The organism is Acuticoccus kandeliae, from assembly GCF_003073115.1.
The window spans coordinates 175281-192132 of record NZ_QBBV01000004.1; the positions used below are offsets into that span (position 1 = coordinate 175281).

Genomic DNA, 16852 nt, shown 5'->3' on the forward strand with positions numbered 1-16852 from the left:
CTCCGAAGGGCATACCCAAATTGGACCGGGATTTTTGACATCGCTCGCCGGTTCTCGACACCCACCCCACAGTTCGGGGCACACTAGGCGGAGGATGGCAGATCGGCGTTCGTGCGGAACCCATCGTAGCGCTCGAAAACATGGTGGAACGCCGATGCGACCTTCTCTTCAAAGAGCGCCTCATCGTAGACGTCAGGGAGGCCGTCATCGAAGACCTGCTTGATCGCGACTTCCACCTGTCCTCGTGCTTGTGGCTTTAGTCGCCAGTTGGGAACGAGCTTGTCGCCTAAAAGCGACCTCAGGAGATCTCTCGCCACGAGCTTCACTTGCCGAGTGTCCGCGTCGGACAGGCTCGGGCCTGGGCGCGTCAGAATATCGAAGACCGCGAGCTCGTCCTCCGAGAGGCCCTCCCGGGATGCGCGTTGCTGCTCGTCGTCCAACGAGGCGGTGAACCTGAGCAGCTCGGCGAAGAATGCCTCGATGTTGACGCTTCCTTCGTTGTAGCGAGCGATCAGCGCCTGAAAGCGTTCCAGCAACTCCTTCCGGGCAGGGTTGCGCTTGACCATCGAATCGAGCTTCAGGTCGAGGAGGGCGCGAAGACGCTCTGCCTGCGTTCGCTTGCGGCCGTTCTCGAACTCCTTCTTCAGCTTGTCGAAGTCGATCTGGTTGAGGTCGAACGGTTCAGGTTCCTCGTCAGGTGGGAGCAAGTAAGGTTCCGGCGCAATGGATCGATCAAGGAGTGCCTCCACGTCTTCCATGACGCCGGAGATGTCTACCGGATCAATCCGTGCGCGGATCCGTTTTGCGATCTCTGCAATGATGATGGCGTCGTGCGCCACATAGTTGGCTGCAGGGTCGGGCAGCACCGCTTTGAAGAGCCGGCCCACCACGCTAGCGGCGGTCAGAAACTCCTTCTTGATCTCCGGAGTCTCAAGAAGGATCTCAACAGCGTCATCGACTTTGATGCTCTTTTCTGGCCAAGACGGCATCGTCGCAATGGTCTCAATGTCGATCTCATGTTTCGAGCAGAACGCCTTTGCTTCGGCGACGCAGCGCTTCAGGTGCTCCACAAGCTCGGATTTGTCCTCAATAGGAGCCGACCCTCCTGTACCACCTCCATATATAGCCAATGCATCTTGCAGGCTGCGGAACACCCCAAAATAGTCGACGATTAGGCCGGCAGCCTTGCCCGGGTAGACTCGATTTGCCCGAGCGATCGTCTGCATCAAAGTGTGGTTCTTCAGCGGCTTGTCGAGATAGATCGTCGAACAGCTAGGCACATCGAACCCGGTGATCCACATCGCGCAGACGAACACCAGCCGAAGTGGATCCTCCGGGTTCTTGAACCTCTCGTCGATCTTCTCGGCCTTCATCCGCTTTCGGTGAGGCGTGATGTTGAGCCCCTTTGCGGCGAGCTTCTCGCCCTCGTTCTGCTCTTCGGATACGACAACCGCCATGTCGAGCCGCTTCATGTCCGCCAGCTGGGCCTCGGCCGACTTTAGCTCGTCGTCCTCAAGCGCTTCGAGTTCGTCTTTGCGGCGACGGATCTCGGCATCCCACTTTGTGCGGACGCGGTCATACATTGCGACGGTGGTCGGCTTGTCGATGGCGACGAACATCGCCTTGCCCCGGAATCCGCGACCCATGAAATGCCGCACGAGATCTTCGGCAATGGCATCGAGTCGCTCGGGGCGGACGACGAGGTGGTACTGCCTGGCAAATTGGCGCTGGAGCTTCTCCTCCTGTGCCTCGTCGAGACCAGCGTCTTCGACGATCTCGGCCAACTCCTCGGCGAAATCGTCGTTCGTCAATTGGAGTTCGGGGATCCGGTTCTCATAATAGAGCGGGACAGTCGCGCCGTCCTGGATTGAGCGGCCGAAGTCGTAGATGGACACGTAGTCGCCGAACACCTCCTTGGTGCGCTCCTCGCCGGCGATCAGTGGTGTGCCCGTGAAACCGATGAAAGCGGCCTGGGGCAGGGCGTTGCGCATGTTGAGCGCCAGCGTGTCATATTGGCTCCGGTGAGCCTCATCAGTCAGCACGATCACGTCCCTGCGGTCGGAAAGCTTGGGGTACGCCTCGCCCTTTTCCGTGTTGAACTTGTGGATCAGGGTGAAGACGTAGCGGTCGTTCCGTTGAAGGAGCTCGCGGAGATGTGCACCGCTGGTGGCGACCGTGCGGTTGTCGCTCACCGCATCCACTGCGGCGAAGGTGCGGTAGATCTGCTCGTCCAGCTCCTGCCGGTCGGTGACGATCACGAACGTCCAGTTGCCCGGCACTTTCCTCAGGATCTTCTGGCAGAAGAACACCATCGAGAGCGACTTGCCGCTACCCTGCGTATGCCAAAAGACACCCAGGCGGCCAGCCTCTCCCTCAGGGCGCTGCTGGACGTCCGCGAGCGATGCGATGGCCTTGTTGACGCCGAGAACCTGGTGGTTCTTGCCAACCTTCTTCACGAGGCCGCCGCGGGCTTTCTCGAACACGGTGAAATTCTCAACGATGTCGAGTAGCCGGGACGGTTCGCAGGTGCCCCGGATCAACGTTTCCTGCCGGATCGAGCCCGTCTCGGCTTCGTCTGTCGCACGCTTCCAGTGTGCGTAGTGCTCCCATTCGGCGGTGAAGCTGCCGATCTTCGCCTCCGAGTCATTCGAGAGGACGACGAAGGCGTTGAAGGGGAAGAGCTGCGGTATAGCCCCACGGTAGTCGCGGATGTTGTCGTCTAGGGCAGACCGTAGCGTCTGGGACGGCCGTTTGAATTCGAAGACGACCAACGGCAGGCCGTTGACGAAGGCAACGACATCGCAGCGGCGCTTGTACAACTCCCCTTCAACTGTGAATTGGCGCGCCGCGAAGAAGTCGTTCTGGTCCGGATTCTGCCAGTCGATCACACGGGCTGCGACGGTTCGCAGTCGACCGGTCGCTTCGCGGACGTCAACTTTCACGCCGTCCTTTAGAAGGTTGTAGACGTCCTGATTGGCGCTGACGGGGATGTGCTTTGTGCGCGGCTCGGTGAGTTTGTCGATTACCTCGACGATGGCCGCGTCCGGAAGGTCCGGGTTCAGTCGACGGATGGCTGCTTCAAGGCGCCGGGGGATATGAACCTGCTTGCATGACTTCCGCCCCGTTATCCCGGGTGTTCCGTACTGCTCCGCGCTGAAGTCGCCGGTCTCCCATCCGAGCGCGCCAAGGAGTTCAAGCGCGGGAAGTTCGACCACCGAGTCCTCGTTGAAGCCACCGTAGGTGGACGGACCGGGTTCCGGGAAGCCACTGCCTGTCACGTGTCCTCCGGTTCGACTTCTTCGTCGTCGATCTCAACGGAGAGGTCTAGACGCTTCACGCGTTCTCCGAAGACTCTGCGCATGCGAGTGATGCGATCAAGCATCCAGGCATGGAGGTCGGGGTAAGTCGCGACGTTGGAGGGATCGACGTCGTGTCGGTAGACCACGACCCGGCTGGCGCGCTTTCCGGGCAGCTCCTGCCATTCGAGCGGTTCGCCGAACTCGGCCTCTATTGCGGTTCTTTCGGCCTCAAGCGCGCGTATCCCGGTCTTGTTGGCGTCATTGCGCAGATAGAGCTCAACCCCGATGCGCCGCTTGTCCGTGCTGACCGTCGCGCTGATGACGACGCCGCTCCGACCAATAGCAAAGGTATGCCACATCGTTTTGGTGTTCGGTCGGACTCTGAAACGTCCACCGGCGTCCTTCACGTAGTCAGCAAATGAGGTCCAGTAGCCGATGCGGACTTTGTGGCGCTCCGCAAGCTCACCGGCCGTGGCGGCTCGGGAGAGGGCGCCTACGCTGCGCGTCCAGTCATTGGGTTTCGCGACGAGTGAGAAGCGTGGGGCAGGAGGGCTGTCGCCGATCCTGAGGACCTCGATCTCGATGCCAACGAAGTTGAAGCGGTCGTTGGTGTTGGCGTTGAGCCAGTCGATGGCGGCGCGGTGCTCCTCGTGGAAGTGTGTCGCGATCCAGACGACAAGGGCGTCGCTCTGAAGGCCGGCAAGGTAGGTGATCACCTGGCCGAGGTGGCGGTGGTCGGTCGCCTCCAGCTGGTTCTCGATGAGGACGAGCATGCCGCTCGTGTCGCGGGCAACGATATCGGCGGAGAAGCGGCCGACATCGCGCTCCATCGCCTCGACCTCCACTTCGTCGAGGCTCAGCGCTTCGGCTAGGAGGGCGATGTTGTCCGGTTGAGCGAGCCAAGGGGTGAACTCCAACGCCTCATGGCGCCAGATCTCGCGCGGCGGCACGGAGGTGATGCGCGACAGAACCGTCATTCGGCGGCGACCGGGAGCGCCTCTTCCGTGGCGGCAACGTCGATCTCTCCGGAGATGAGCTTGGGGAGGAGGAGGTCGCGCTGAGCGCGGAGGTTGGCGTTCTGCTTGGCGAGATTTATGCACGCGAGGCGGTTTCGCTCGACGTTCGCCGCGAACGTCATCTGAATATTCCGCTGTGGCACGACGATGTCCACCTCGCCAATCCGAGTGCGCGACAATTCGGTCTGCCCGGTCGAGCCGACACCCGCGTCCTCGAAGAATGGCTGTAGAGCCAGCAGCGCAGCGCCGAAGTACCAGTGATCCACGTCGGCACGCGGCCGGACAATGGTAACGTGGGTGTCAACGGTCGTCTCCGGCAGCTCCTCCCAGACCTGCGCAACACGCCCGAGCGTCCCAACGCCGGTTGAGTTGATCAGCACGTCTCCCAGGCAGACCTGCTTCGCGTCGGGAATCGCGCGCTGCTGCCGCCGCGCAGGCCCGAGGCTCAATCTTTGATCCCGGATGCACTTCTGATTGATGACGAGTGACGGCCCATTTTCGGCGTACTTCGGCGCAATGCCGCGGTTCACGTACTCGGCGGCTTCTGAGACCTTACAGCGCTCCCACCCCTCCGGCAGAGGGCCGTTGCGGGTGTCGAGGATGGGGGTGCTCTCGTGGCCGGGGAAGCGGAAGTGGACGAACCACTCCTCGTAGAGCCGGCGGGCCATCTCCTCCAGGATCGCGATCCGCCGCGTGTTGTTCTCGATCAGGTCATCATAGGCCGACAGGATCCCCGCAATCCGCCGCTGCACGTCGAGCGGGGGGATGCGCACCGGCAATCCATGCACGTGGTTGCGGTTCAGCGTCGGGTTCGACGCACCTACGTCGTATTGCTCGAACCCCATTGTCTTCAGAAAATAGAAGCAGAAGCGGGGATCGTTCCCATGGAACGCCTTAACCCACAAAGTCGTATCGTGTGGCCAAAAAGGGGTTGCTGAATAGAAGACTGTTCCGAGACTGCCCTTACGGCCGATGATGACACCGGGACCCTCGACTTTGTATTCGGCGTGTGTGCTTTTGACGCCAGAGGAGGAGATGACCGGGTACGGCCCATCTCGCTGCTCCGCCTTCGTGATGTCGAAGCCACGTTGCAGCGTGACGAGCTCATTCAGCGTGCGTTCGTGCCACTGGGCGAACATTATCGCGCGCCTCCTAAGACGGCGGCCGAGTTCGCCGCGATCTCGTCCTCCAGCCCCCGCGCCTCCAGCGTCAGCTGCACCAGCTCCTCGTTCAGCGCCTCGAACCGCTCCACAAAGTCCACGTCCTCGTCCGCCCGGCTCGCCGCGCCGACATAGCGGCCCGGATTGAGGCTCCAGCCCTGCGCCTCGATCTCCGCCCGCGAGGCGATCTTGCAGAGGCCGGGGACGTCAACGTACCCCTCCCACAGTGCAAACTCCTTCATCAGCGCCTCGGCTCCGGCGACCAGCTCCGGCTCCTCGCCGCGCCACTGCCGCACGATGTTGGCGAGGAACTCGATCTGCGCCGGGGTGAAGTCGCGGTGCGCCCGGTCGATCTGGCGGAAGATCGCCCGCGCGTCGATGAACAGCACCTCGTCGCCCCGCGCCGTCCCCGCCTTGCCGCGGTCGAGGAACCACAGCGTGCAGGGCAGCGTCACCGTGTAGAAGAAGTTGGGGCCGACCGAGACGATCACGTCCACCGCTCCGTCCTCGATCAGCTTCTTGCGGATCTCCAATTCCGACCCGCGCGCATCACCGGCCGAGTTCGCCATCACGAACCCCGCCCGTCCGGTCTCGTTGAGCGCGGCGTAGAACTGCTGGATCCAGAGGTAGTTCGCGTTGTCGGGCTTCGGCATCCCGAACGGGAAGCGCGGGTCCTTCGTCAGCCGCTCCTTGTCCACCCCGGAGACGTTGAAGGGCGGATTGGCCATCACGAAGTCGAACCGCCCGCCGCTCTTCGTCACCGCCCGGTGCGGGTCCTCGTAGTACGAGTTCGCCACGACGACGTTGCCCGACAGCCCGTGAACCGCGAGGTTCATCTTGTTGAGGTTGACGGTGGTGTTGTCCTTCTCGACCCCGAAGATCGAGAGGCGCTCGTTGGCCGTCTCGTTGTGCCGCCGCACGAACTCGGCCGACTGCACGAACATGCCGCCAGAGCCGCACGCCGGGTCGAAGATCTCCCCGTGGAACGGCTCCATGATCTCGACGATCAGCCGGACGATGGCCTCAGGTGTGTAGAAGACGCCGCCCTTCTGCCCCTCGCGGAGGGCGAACTCGCCGAGGAAGTACTCATACACCTTGCCGAAGGCGTCGCCCGACAGCTCAACCGGGGCGAGGAGGCGGAGCAGCTCGTCGAGGACGCGGTTCTCGATCTGCGTGTAGTTGGTTGGCAACGCCCCGGCGAGGTCCTCGTTCTCCTCCTCGATGGCCTCCATGGCGGTGTTGATCGCCTTGCCGAGGTCCTCACCGGCCGGGAGGTTCTGGAGATGGGAGAACCGCGCCTCCGGCCGAAGGAAGATGACGCCCTTCGCCATGTAGTCGGCCTTGCCGATCTTGCGCCGGTTGCCGGACCCGACCGGCCCGATCTCCGCCTCGACGTCCGCGAACTTCTTCTCAGCGTAGCGCAGGAAGACCAAGCCGAGGACGGGGCCGGAGAACTCGGCGGGCTTCAACCCCGTGTTGGCCCAAAGCTGATCGGCTGCAGCCCACAGCCTCGTCGCGACATCCCCGGTGACCAATTCGCCCTCCCTGTCCGCTTCTCGTGCCAGAATGCACCGCTCGCACGGACAGGTGAAGGGGCGGTTGTGGTAGGGGTAAACGAGAGGCCGAAGTCCTAGAAAATTCGGCGATTTGCCGACCGGGGCCGTTTCACTGCCTCGAACCCATCCGCCATAGCCCCCACAATCACGTCGTTTATCGAGCTTGGCTGCTGCCTACCCGTGCGGCAGCAGTGAGCCCTGGCGCTCGATTTTCTGAACGACGACGTCGCCCGGCTAGTGGCCGCGACCTGGAGCGCCTTGGCGCTCAATAGCGTGATGACGCTCACGCTCCTGATTTTGCTGGTGCCGTGGCGAAACTTGTCTTGGAACCAGATTTTGCGGGGCTGCCTTGGGAAGGCCGTAACGCCGTGACCCATTGAGTTGTACTTGAATAGTATAAATTATAGATTTCTATGGATTTACTATGACTATCGAGATAGTCATCCAATTTATCCTTTGATCATGGAAAATATCACTTGACCCATATCTTCAAAATGGCCAGATATACGCCGCGATCAATTCCGATCGATTGAAGGATGATAATGACTAACCTTTCCGATTTAGCGTTCCAAGCTGCAACCCTTGCCCTCGCCGACGATTTCCGGCGCGTGACTGCCGAGCGTCTTGAAGCTTTGGGGCTCACGGCCTCGCCGGAGATGGAGGGCGAGATGAGCATCGCCGTGGAGGAGTTTGCGAGCGAGGCGATCGTCTGGCTGGGCGGCGTCTTTGTCGCCGAGCCTGATGACTCAGACGAAGACGCAATGGCACTGGCGGCCTGAGTGAAGTTGAAATGGCTCTCTCCGCCTCCGATGCCGCCGAATATCGTAGAACTAAGAAATTTTTCAATTGTATATCTGAAAATATATATTCACATAGTGAGCCGAATTTTACCAATGAAATGCGCAACAAGCACCGAAAAGGGAGACTCAAGTGACTAATTCTATTTCATCAAAGCTTCTTACCGAAAGTATTTCTAACGTGCTTCAACATCCGATTACGTTTACGACCCTCGAAAATTTGCCCGTTTGGGTTGCGTGTCGCGGTAAGGTGCCGATGAACCCGCACACCGGCAAACCGGCATCTACCACCGACCCCTCGACCTGGGGCACCCGGCGCGAGGTTCTCGGCCGCATCAACGCGTATGACGGTCTCGACGGTGTCGGCTTCGTCTTCCGCCAGGAGGACAACATCTTCGGGATCGATCTCGATGGTGTCGCAACATGGTCCGACGAGGGCGGCTGTAAGGTGATTGAGGTGCCCGATTGGGTGGACGAGATACTCGACCTCAACGAGACTGTAATAGAGCTGTCCAGCTCAGGCACTGGGCTGCACATCTATGCCCTCGGCAGTCACGAGACCGTCACCGTTGCCAATCCCGAGACGCCCGGCGGCACCAAACGCCAGGCGATCGAGATCTACAGCTCCGGCCGATACTTCCGAAACACTTTCGTCCCACCACGCAAGGGAATGACCGACGTTTTCGGCCCGGCGCCCCGGACAATGGAAATCATCCACCGCCAGCTCGCGAAATGGCGCGGGCCTGAGCCGGTGCGGCGGCCTAGGGGTGACCGCGAGTATAAGCCGGTCACCAGAGCGCAGGTGGAATCCGCCCTTCGGTACCTTGACCCCGACATGCCTTACCCCGAGTGGCGCGACATCGGCTTCGCGATCCACGAAAACTTTGGCGGCGATGATGATGGTTTCGACGCCTTCGAGAGATGGTCGAGCGCTGGGCGGTCATTCGAACCCGGGGCCTGCGAACGGATCTGGGGATCCGCTGCGAAGAAGCGCAATCACTCCAGCCCTGTGACGATCGGGACCCTCCTAGGCAGGGCGAAAGACGCCGGGTGGACCTGGCACGAGGGGCAGGAAGAGCAAGAGCGCGCAACCGTCGACGCGGTGCGCGCGGCACTGGCTGAGATCCAGGCGAGTGCGACGAAGGACGTCAGCACCGAGGTGCCCGAGCTTGCCGTCGCCCCCCTGGACGAAGAGCCGTACAGTTGGCGCGACCCGAGGACTCTACCCCTCACGCCCTGGCTCTATGGCGACAAGTTGCTTCGGGGCAAGGCGAGCCTGCTACTGGCACCCGGCGGCGTCGGTAAGACGTTCTTCACCGTCGCCTCAGGGCTCGCACTCGCGTCAGGGCATAACCTTCTGCACGATCACGTCTTTGACCGCCCCCAGCGCGTTCGCTTCTGGTCGCTTGAGGAAGACCGCGGAACGCTCGATCGCCGCTTACACGCCGCCGCGCTGCACTACGGCCTGCATGGCGATGATGCTGTCGCGGGGAACCTCTTCGTTACGACCGGGCAGCGCACCAACATCCGCATTGTCAGGCAAGGTAAGCACGGCGAGGTGGAGGTGGACGCGCCGGCGACGGACGCACTCATTGCGTCGCTGAAGCGCCAGAGGATCGACGTGCTGATCGTCGATCCCTTCGTGAAGTCACACGCTGTTGGCGAGAATGACAACGGCGCGATCGACGTGGTGGTGACCGAATGGAATCGGATTGCTGATGAGGCCAATTGCGCCGTCTGGCTTGTGCACCACACCTCGAAGCTCCGGGGAGATGAGGCCAACGTCGAATCAGCGCGCGGGGCGAAGGCGCTCGCCGATGGCGTCCGGGCGGCCCATGCGCTCAATCCCATGAGCGAGCGGACGGCGACCGACTACGGGCTTGCCAACCACTTCGGCTATCTGCGATGCGACAACGTCAAAGCTAACTACGGCAGGCGCACCCAGGCGGCTGAATGGTACGCGTTCGGCGAGGTTGACCTTGGCAACGGTGACCTGCCGGTCGGCGTCCTGACGCCCTTTAAAGTGGAGGGGCCACCGGACCTGGGCGCCGTGGACCTAGACATGGGCGCGGTCTGGGCTGACGTAGAGCGGACCGGGCATCGGGCAGAGAATGCGCAAGCGCGAGATTGGATCGGGCATGTCCTCGCTCAGCACCTTGGCGCCGACATCACCACGCCGGTTGGCAAGCGAGCCGTCAGGGAGAAACTGAGCGCCATGATCGCCGCCAGGCATGTCGTGGTGGTAGACGAGCAGAAGAATGGGCGGGCGCGCAAAGTTTGTCAGCGGCCGCACCAGAACGACAACACCAATGACGTAGAGGCGGCGACTGCATGAGTTCGGCGCGCACCACAAACGCTTGATGCTACCGACACCATCCCGGAGACACCGGCGCAGTCGAGCCCCATATAAACACCACCTTGGTGTTATATAGGGGGCGAGGTGGTGGTGTCGGTAGCGGCGAGTGGCTAGGGACCTGATTTCCTATTTTTCCCAACAACTCCGCACCACTACCAACACCTCGTCTCCCTCTTCCTCGAATTCCATCGCCACCGAGAAGGCACCAGCGCGGTCGATTCCACGCCCGCTTTCCGGCTTGTCGTTTATTGGGCAACGAAAGCCGTTGAGTGAAATTGAGCGTTCACCGGCTCCCCCTCAGGTGGCCCTAAGCGTCATGGCTCGCCTCTCCCGACGAGGGGTTGATGGAAAACCTGAGGCGGATGTCCGACCAGCGCTTTGTCGATGAAACCAATCGCAGCTCCATGAACAACACTCGATCGTTCTCGGTAAGACACATCGCAATGAAGCATGGAGAAGGAAGCACAGACAGAGGAGCCCAAGGCAATCCGGAGCAACATTGAAGGGTGAGAGCCACCCGTCAGCGATTCTAGCCGCCTTGGAATCCCGAAGCGTCGGAGCCTCTCTGGTGCCTCCACCGCCTTCGTCACGTGTATTTCAGCGACGCCCGCTAACGAAATTGCTAAAGCGAACTGCTAATGTCGGGCTCGTCCGAAAAGCGATAAGCAGTTGATTTAATTAGACTTGAGGCAAATGGCTGGGGCGGCTGGATTCGAACCAGCGCATGGCGGTACCAAAAACCGCTGCCTTACCGCTTGGCTACGCCCCAATGCACGGGTGATCTAAACGCTTCGGGGCGAGACGGCAACCGTGCGCGCGCGGTGCGGGCGCGGCTTCGCGCGACCCGGCCGGGTGGGAGGACGCGACCATGTGGACAACGACGACCATCGGGGGCGAGCCCGCCCTTTCGGTCGATGAGATGGGGCGCGGCCCGCTCGTCGTCTTCCTCCACGGGGTCGGCGGCAACAAGGCCAACTGGCACGACAATCTGCCCGCCTTCGCCCCCCACTTCCACGCCGTCGCCTGGGACGCGCGCGGCTATGGGGCGAGCGAGGATCCGCCCGCCCCCCTTGCCTTCAGCGATTTCCGCAAGGATCTCGCCCGCGTCATCGACCATTTCGGGGCCGAGAAGGCCCACCTCGTCGGCCTCTCGATGGGGGCGCGCATCGCCCTCTCCTATTGCGCGAATGCGCCCGAGCGCGTCGCCTCGCTCACCCTGTGCGACACCCATCTCGGCTTCCGCCACATGTCCCACGAGGACCGGCAGAAGTTCGTGTCGAAGCGCGCCGAGCCGTTGCTTGCGGGCAAGACCACGGCCGACATCGCCCCACGCCTCGCCCGCACCCTCATCGGCGACGAGGCCCACACCGAGGCGCTCGCCAAGCTCATCGCCTCGATGGAGCGGCTGCGCGCCAAGCCCTATATCGAGGCGATCCGGGCGACCACCGAGGAGGACCTCGACCCGCTGGTCGACACCGTCGCCGTGCCGACGCTCGTCCTCGTCGGCGCGCTCGACCGCGTGACCCCGCCGACGCTCGCCGCCGAGATCGCCGCGCGCATCGCCGGCGCGCAGTTCGCGATCATCCCCGACGCCGGCCACCTGTCGAACATCGAGCAGCCCGAGGCGTTCAACCGCGTGGTGCTCGAGTTCCTAAACGGCGTTCCCGCCTGAAGCGGGAGCCCCGTCCCCGCTATCCCCCCGCGAGGCGCGGCAGGAAGAGGGCGATGCCGGGGAAGGCCGTCAGGAGCGCGATCAGGATGAAGGTGCAGGCGATGTAGGGGGCTGCGGCGCGGGCGACCTCGCCGAGCGTCGTCCCCGGCGGGCCCACCCCCATCATCACGAAGAGGAGCATCCCGAAGGGCGGCGTCGCGAGGCTCAATTCCAGCGCCAGAAGCATGATGACGCCGAACCAGATCGGGTCGAACCCCAGCGAGCCAACGAGCGGGATGAAGACCGGCAGCGTCAGCATCATCATCGAGAGCTGGTCCATGAACATGCCGAGCACGATCAGGATCAGAAGCATCGCGAGGAGCATCATGTAGGGGCTGACGTCGAAGCCCATCGCGAAGCCGAGGAGGCCGGAGGTCGCGCCGGAGAAGGCGAGGACCTGGCTGAAGGTCGACGAGCCGAGGATGATCATGAACATCATCGCCGTCACGGCGAGCGAGCCGGTCAGCGCCTTCACGATCGCCTCGAGGGTGAGGCAGCGATAGAGCCCGGCGAGGATCACCACGGCGAGAACGCCGAAGGCCGCGCTCTCGGTCGGCGTCGCCCAGCCGAGGAGGATGAGCCCGATGACGGCGAACACCACGAGCCCCATCGGCGCGACGTTGACGAGGAGCGCGCGCGCCATCTCCCCCGCGCTCGCGCGCTCGGCCGCGTAGCCGGGCGCGGCGTCCGGGTCGCGCGCGATCTGGATGCGGATCACCGCGATATAGAAGGCGGCGAGGATGATGCCGGGGACGAGCCCGGCGATGAGGAGCGCGCCGACATCAAGGCGCGCGAGCGAGCCGAGGAGGACGGCGAGCGTCGAGGGCGGGATGATCATGGCGAGGCCGCCGGTCGACAGGATCGGCCCCATGATCATGTGCTTCTTGTAGCCCCGGCGCGTCATCTCCGGGACCATCAGCGAGCCGAGCATCGCCGTGTTCGCCATCGACGAGCCGGAGAGGGTCGCGAACAGGGTGCCGCCGCCGACCGTCATGTAGGAGAGGCGGCCCGGCACCGCGCCGAGACATTTGTCGAGCGCATCGAAGACGCGCATCGCGAGCCCGGTGTGGAAGAAGAGCTCGCCCATGATCATGAAGAGCGGGACCGGCACCAGCGTGAAGGTGGTGAGCGCCCCGCTCGCATTGTCGACGAGCTGGTCCACCCCGGCCATCCCGCCCATGAAGACGACGACGCCGACAATGTTGATGCCGAGAAAGGCGAAGGCGACCGGCAGGCCGAGCGCCATCAGGACAAGGATGCCGCCGACGAGGAGGCCCGCCGCCTCCCACCATTCCATCATCATGCGCCGGACCCGTGGGCCGAGCGCGGCAGCTCCCGGCGCAGGACGAGGAGGCGCAGGAACTCGGTGGCGCAGAGCCCGAGCGCGAGCGCTAGCAGCGCCGGGGCGAGCCAGCCCGGCAGGTCGATCGAGCGGATGTCGACCGCGCCGCGCATCGCCGCCTCGACCGCAATGACGCCCGCGCGCCAGGCGAGGAAGGCGGCGATCGCGAGGGGGAGGGCGAGCGTCGCGCGGCTCACCATGAAGCGCGCACCGGCCGGGAGGCGGACGACGAAGCTGTCGATCGCCACATGCCCGCCGCGCCGCACGAGCCAGGGCGCGCCGAACGCCGTCGCCGCCAGCATCGCATATTCGACGAGAGCGCTCGCCGCGCGCACCGGCGGAAGGGCCGTGTTGCGCGCGACGACGTCGACGATGATGAGCACCGTCGCGCCGAGAAGGATCGCGCCGCCGAGAACGGCGAGCGCGACGATGAGCCATTCATAGGCGCGAAGGAGAGCCCGCATCACGAGGGATCGCGACCCGCCTCAACGGTTGTAGTAGGCGGCGCGGAGCGCGTCATATTGGGGGCTGCCGCTCGCCTTGAGGCGCGCCCAGGCGGTCTCGAACGCGGAATCGAGCCAGGCCTGCGCGGCCGCGCCCTCCAGCGTCACCACTTCCATGCCCGCGTCCCGCACGGCCTTGTCGGTCTCGACGATGTTCGCCTGGTAGTAGTCGTAGGATTCCTGTTCGTACTCCGCGGCGGCCTTCGTGAGGATCGCCTTCGCCTCGTCCGACAGCCCCTCCCACTTCTCCTCGTTGAGAATGATGACGAGGTCGGTCTGGAAGAAGGGCGGATCGATCCGGACCTTCAGGAACTTGTCCCAGGAGAGATCCTGGATGCCGACGAGCGGCCAGCCGATGCCGTCGACGACGCCGCGCTCCAGCGCCGTGTAGACCTCCGGCACGGGAACCGAGACGCTGGTCGCGCCCAGCGAATCGAAGAACTCGCGATAGATCGGCTGGCTGCGCAGCTTCACGCCCGTGAGGTCGACGCCGCCATCGGCGGTCATCTTCGGCTCTTCGGTGAGGTAGATGTGGAAGGTGATGCCGGTGTCGACATGGCCGAGGAGATAGGCGCCGAGCTTCTCCTTGTAGACCTCGCGCATCGCCTCGAGGCCGCCATTCTCGCGCGCCTCCATGGCGGTCACGGTCGACCCGACCCAGGCGTCCACCTCCGGCACGTCGCCGAGATAGTAGGTGCCGGGGCCGTATTGCATATCGACCACGCCGCGGCGCACGGCCTGCGCCTGCTGCGGCGGCGGGATGACTTCCGGCCCGCCCATATATTGGATGCGGACAACGCCCTCACCCATGGCGTTCACCTTGTCGACGAAGCGCAGGAAGCTCTTCGCGAACTCCACGGGCGCCGGAAAGGCGGTGACCGCCCGGAGCACCTCTTCGGCCGAAACGGGGCCGGACAGGGCCACGCCGGCAGCGATCGCCAGCACGGTCGACTTCATCGGAATGCGCATCCACGTCCCTCCAGATTCTGGTCTCGTTGCGGCGATCGTCCCGTCACCGCGGGGGCTTCGCAAGTCCCGTCAGGCGCAATTGTGCAAGCATCGCGCCGAGGCGCGCCTTCCGGTAGGCCGCGATGTCGCGGTCGCGATAGTCGAAGAAGCCGGCCCCGTCCTTGAGGCCGTTGCGCCCCTCTTCCATCATGCGGTTCACGATGTCGGGCGCGGCGAACCGGGGTTCACCCGTCGCCTTCTCCATGTAGCGGCTCGCATAATAGAGGATGTCGTTGCCGCCCCAGTCGATGAATTCGAGGTGGCCGAGCACGGCGAAACGGAATCCGAGGCCGTAGATCAGCGCCTTGTCGATATCCTCCGGCGTCGCGACGCCCTCCTCCACCATGCGCGCCGCCTCGTTCATCGCGAGCATCTGCACGCGCGGCACGATGTAGCCGGGCGAGGCCTTCAGCCGGACCGGGACCTTGCCGACATCGGTCAGCAGCGCCTCGAGCGCGGCCGTCGCCGCCTCCTCGGTCGCCGCCGATGGGCTGAGCTCCACGAGGGGGACAAGATAGGCGGGGTTCAGCCAGTGGGCATTGAGGAAGCGCTTCGCGTGCCGCGTCAGCGGGGCGAGATCGTCGACGAGGATGGTCGAGGTCGTGGAGGTGACGATCGCGTCCGGCGCGACGAACGGGTCGATGAGCGCGAACGCCTCCGCCTTCGCCTCGAGCGTCTCGGGCACGCCCTCGAAGAGGACGGCGGCGTCGCCGACGGCGCCTTCCGCCTCCGCGCGGGGTAGAACCTCGATGCGCGCCATGATCCGCGCGATCGCCTCCGCCTCGAAGAGGCCGAGCTCGGCGAGCATCGCAAGGCTCGCCCGGATCTCGCCGAGCGCGTCCGCCTTCAGCGCCTCGAACGCCTCCGCCGACCGCGCCTTGGCGTCGAGCAGGCGCACGGGGTGGCCGGCATAGGCGAAGACGTGGGCGATGCCGCGCCCCATGCGGCCCGCGCCGATGGCGGCGATGGGGGCCGCCATCTCAGAACCCCTCGGTCAGAAGGGCGGCGAGCGCGTCGCGCGAGGCGATGTCCGGCAGGACCGCCGACAGCGGACGCCCGGTGACGCGGAAATCCTCCCCGCAGATCGCCGATCCGATGGCGAGGAGCCCCGCCGCGACCGGCGTCTCGACGCCGACGAACGCCCCCATCGACACGATGAAGGAGAGGCCGAGCGCCACGTCCTCGCGCATATAGCGGTGGGAGGTCAGCACCAGGCGCTCGCGCCAGTCGCCGCTGTCCGTCAGCTTCTCGTGGGCGAGGTTGCCGTACATCCACTCGTCCCCGTCGGCGCTGTAGTGGTCGGCGAGGGGGAAGTGCGGCGCGCCATAGCCGAGCGCCTCGCGCACGGCGACGCGCTCCGCGTCGAGCGCGTCAGTCACGCGGCGGATCGCGGGCTGCGTGCCTTCATTGTGAATGTCCCAGTGCGGGAAATGCTCGATCGGCCCGGCATTCATGATGATGAGCGGCGGGTGGATGATCGGCCCGGCGTTCATCAGCGCGGCCGACAGCGCGTCCTCGATCGGCTCGATCGCGCCGGGAAAGGCCGCATCGAGGCGCGCGAAGGCGTGCGCCTCGAGACGCTTCGGGAAGACGCCGGTCGGCAGGCGCGTCGCCCGCGTGGTGATCGCGATCTTCGCCGGCCCATGCTTGCGGCAGAGCCAGGGCAAGGTGCCCGTTTCGGCGATCGCGATATCGGCGGTGCAGCCCGCCTCGCGCAGGACACGCACCATGAGGACGCTGCCGAAGGTGCCGGGCGGCAGGAAGATGACCTGCCCGTCCGACAGGTGCGGTGCGAGCGCGCGGGCGAGATCGGCCTGCGCGAAGGCAGGGGACGGCGAGACGATGAGGTCGGCCCCGCGCACCGCCGCGCCGAGATCGCTCTCGACGGCCGCGATCGGGACGAGGCGCTCGCCCTCATAGTCCTTCAGGATGATGCCGCCGGCGTCCCGGACAGGGCCGAGCGCCTCTCGGTCCCGCCGCCAATAGCGCACGCGCGCGCCGCGCAAGGTGATGTCCACCGCCGCGGCATACGCCCCGTTGCCGCCGCCCAAAACCGCTACGTCCATCCGCCCCACGCCGTCTCGCTCGATCGCATGGGCATTGG

At 64.3% G+C, this 16852-nt stretch carries 12 protein-coding genes and 1 tRNA gene; 3 read left to right on the forward strand and 10 right to left on the reverse strand.

Going from position 1 to position 16852, the window contains the following annotated elements; translation table 11 throughout:
• Nucleotides 1–83 precede the first annotated feature (83 nt).
• Genes DBV35_RS24125 through DBV35_RS24140 form a run of 4 tightly spaced genes read right to left on the reverse strand, consistent with a single transcriptional unit; the run spans nucleotide 84 to nucleotide 7010 of the window.
• Nucleotides 84–3278: a type I restriction endonuclease subunit R gene (locus DBV35_RS24125; RefSeq protein WP_108662955.1), complete on the reverse strand. Its 3195-nt coding sequence runs from the start codon at nucleotides 3276–3278 to the stop codon at nucleotides 84–86.
• Nucleotides 3275–4276 (reverse strand): DUF4268 domain-containing protein, encoded by a 1002-nt coding sequence (locus DBV35_RS24130; RefSeq protein WP_108662956.1) that lies wholly within the window; start codon nucleotides 4274–4276, stop codon nucleotides 3275–3277. The genes DBV35_RS24125 and DBV35_RS24130 overlap by 4 nt, the downstream gene beginning before the upstream one ends.
• A complete protein-coding gene (locus tag DBV35_RS24135) occupies nucleotides 4273–5454 on the reverse strand; it encodes a restriction endonuclease subunit S (RefSeq protein ID WP_108662957.1) in 1182 nt (393 codons plus the stop codon). Before DBV35_RS24135 ends, DBV35_RS24130 begins: the two co-directional genes overlap by 4 nt.
• Entirely contained in the window at nucleotides 5454–7010 is a 1557-nt protein-coding gene (locus DBV35_RS24140; protein ID WP_108662958.1) for a type I restriction-modification system subunit M, read from the reverse strand. Before DBV35_RS24140 ends, DBV35_RS24135 begins: the two co-directional genes overlap by 1 nt.
• 563 nt (nucleotides 7011–7573) lie before the next feature.
• On the opposite strand from DBV35_RS24140, the gene DBV35_RS24145 reads away from it, so the two are divergent.
• Both DBV35_RS24145 and DBV35_RS24150 read left to right on the forward strand, forming a co-directional pair.
• Complete coding sequence (locus DBV35_RS24145; protein WP_157961949.1) at nucleotides 7574–7810, forward strand: hypothetical protein; 237 nt, start codon at nucleotides 7574–7576, stop codon at nucleotides 7808–7810.
• A gap of 274 nt (nucleotides 7811–8084) precedes the next feature.
• A complete protein-coding gene (locus tag DBV35_RS24150; RefSeq protein ID WP_157961950.1) occupies nucleotides 8085–10163 on the forward strand; it encodes an AAA family ATPase in 2079 nt (692 codons plus the stop codon).
• A 715-nt stretch (nucleotides 10164–10878) separates the two neighbouring features.
• Here DBV35_RS24150 and DBV35_RS24155 read toward each other — a convergent pair.
• Nucleotides 10879–10953: transfer RNA gene (locus DBV35_RS24155), tRNA-Gln, on the reverse strand.
• 99 nt (nucleotides 10954–11052) lie between these two features.
• Between DBV35_RS24155 and DBV35_RS24160 the strand changes: the two genes are divergently transcribed.
• Entirely contained in the window at nucleotides 11053–11856 is an 804-nt protein-coding gene (locus DBV35_RS24160) for an alpha/beta fold hydrolase (protein WP_108662961.1), read from the forward strand.
• A 19-nt stretch (nucleotides 11857–11875) separates the two neighbouring features.
• Here DBV35_RS24160 and DBV35_RS24165 read toward each other — a convergent pair whose 3' ends face one another.
• The 5 genes from DBV35_RS24165 to DBV35_RS24185 are packed head-to-tail and all read right to left on the reverse strand — an operon-like array spanning nucleotide 11876 to nucleotide 16814.
• Nucleotides 11876–13192: a TRAP transporter large permease gene (locus DBV35_RS24165; RefSeq protein WP_108662962.1), complete on the reverse strand. Its 1317-nt coding sequence runs from the start codon at nucleotides 13190–13192 to the stop codon at nucleotides 11876–11878.
• 2 nt (nucleotides 13193–13194) lie between these two features.
• Nucleotides 13195–13701, reverse strand: coding sequence for a TRAP transporter small permease (locus DBV35_RS24170; protein WP_108662963.1), 507 nt, complete (start codon nucleotides 13699–13701; stop codon nucleotides 13195–13197).
• Nucleotides 13702–13722: 21 nt separating this feature from the next.
• Nucleotides 13723–14709, reverse strand: coding sequence for a TRAP transporter substrate-binding protein DctP (gene dctP, locus DBV35_RS24175; protein ID WP_108662964.1), 987 nt, complete (start codon nucleotides 14707–14709; stop codon nucleotides 13723–13725).
• Nucleotides 14710–14752: 43 nt separating this feature from the next.
• The gene (locus DBV35_RS24180) at nucleotides 14753–15727 is read right to left on the reverse strand and encodes a 3-hydroxybutyryl-CoA dehydrogenase (RefSeq protein ID WP_108662965.1); all 975 of its coding nucleotides are present in this window, start codon (nucleotides 15725–15727) and stop codon (nucleotides 14753–14755) included.
• A 1-nt stretch (nucleotide 15728) separates the two neighbouring features.
• Complete coding sequence (locus tag DBV35_RS24185) at nucleotides 15729–16814, reverse strand: NAD/NADP octopine/nopaline dehydrogenase family protein (RefSeq protein ID WP_108662966.1); 1086 nt, start codon at nucleotides 16812–16814, stop codon at nucleotides 15729–15731.
• Between the last annotated feature and the right edge of the window lie 38 nt (nucleotides 16815–16852).

Coding starts and splice junctions, on each gene's coding strand:
- DBV35_RS24130 (WP_108662956.1), bottom strand. CDS start 4,276: ATGACGGTTCTGTCGCGCATCACCTCCGTGCCGCCGCGCGAGATCTGG.
- DBV35_RS24135 (WP_108662957.1), bottom strand. CDS start 5,454: ATGTTCGCCCAGTGGCACGAACGCACGCTGAATGAGCTCGTCACGCTG.
- DBV35_RS24145 (WP_157961949.1), top strand. CDS start 7,574: ATGACTAACCTTTCCGATTTAGCGTTCCAAGCTGCAACCCTTGCCCTC.
- DBV35_RS24150 (WP_157961950.1), top strand. CDS start 8,085: ATGAACCCGCACACCGGCAAACCGGCATCTACCACCGACCCCTCGACC.
- DBV35_RS24160 (WP_108662961.1), top strand. CDS start 11,053: ATGTGGACAACGACGACCATCGGGGGCGAGCCCGCCCTTTCGGTCGAT.
- DBV35_RS24165 (WP_108662962.1), bottom strand. CDS start 13,192: ATGGAATGGTGGGAGGCGGCGGGCCTCCTCGTCGGCGGCATCCTTGTC.
- DBV35_RS24170 (WP_108662963.1), bottom strand. CDS start 13,701: ATGCGGGCTCTCCTTCGCGCCTATGAATGGCTCATCGTCGCGCTCGCC.
- dctP (WP_108662964.1), bottom strand. CDS start 14,709: ATGCGCATTCCGATGAAGTCGACCGTGCTGGCGATCGCTGCCGGCGTG.
- DBV35_RS24180 (WP_108662965.1), bottom strand. CDS start 15,727: ATGGCGGCCCCCATCGCCGCCATCGGCGCGGGCCGCATGGGGCGCGGC.
- DBV35_RS24185 (WP_108662966.1), bottom strand. CDS start 16,814: ATGGACGTAGCGGTTTTGGGCGGCGGCAACGGGGCGTATGCCGCGGCG.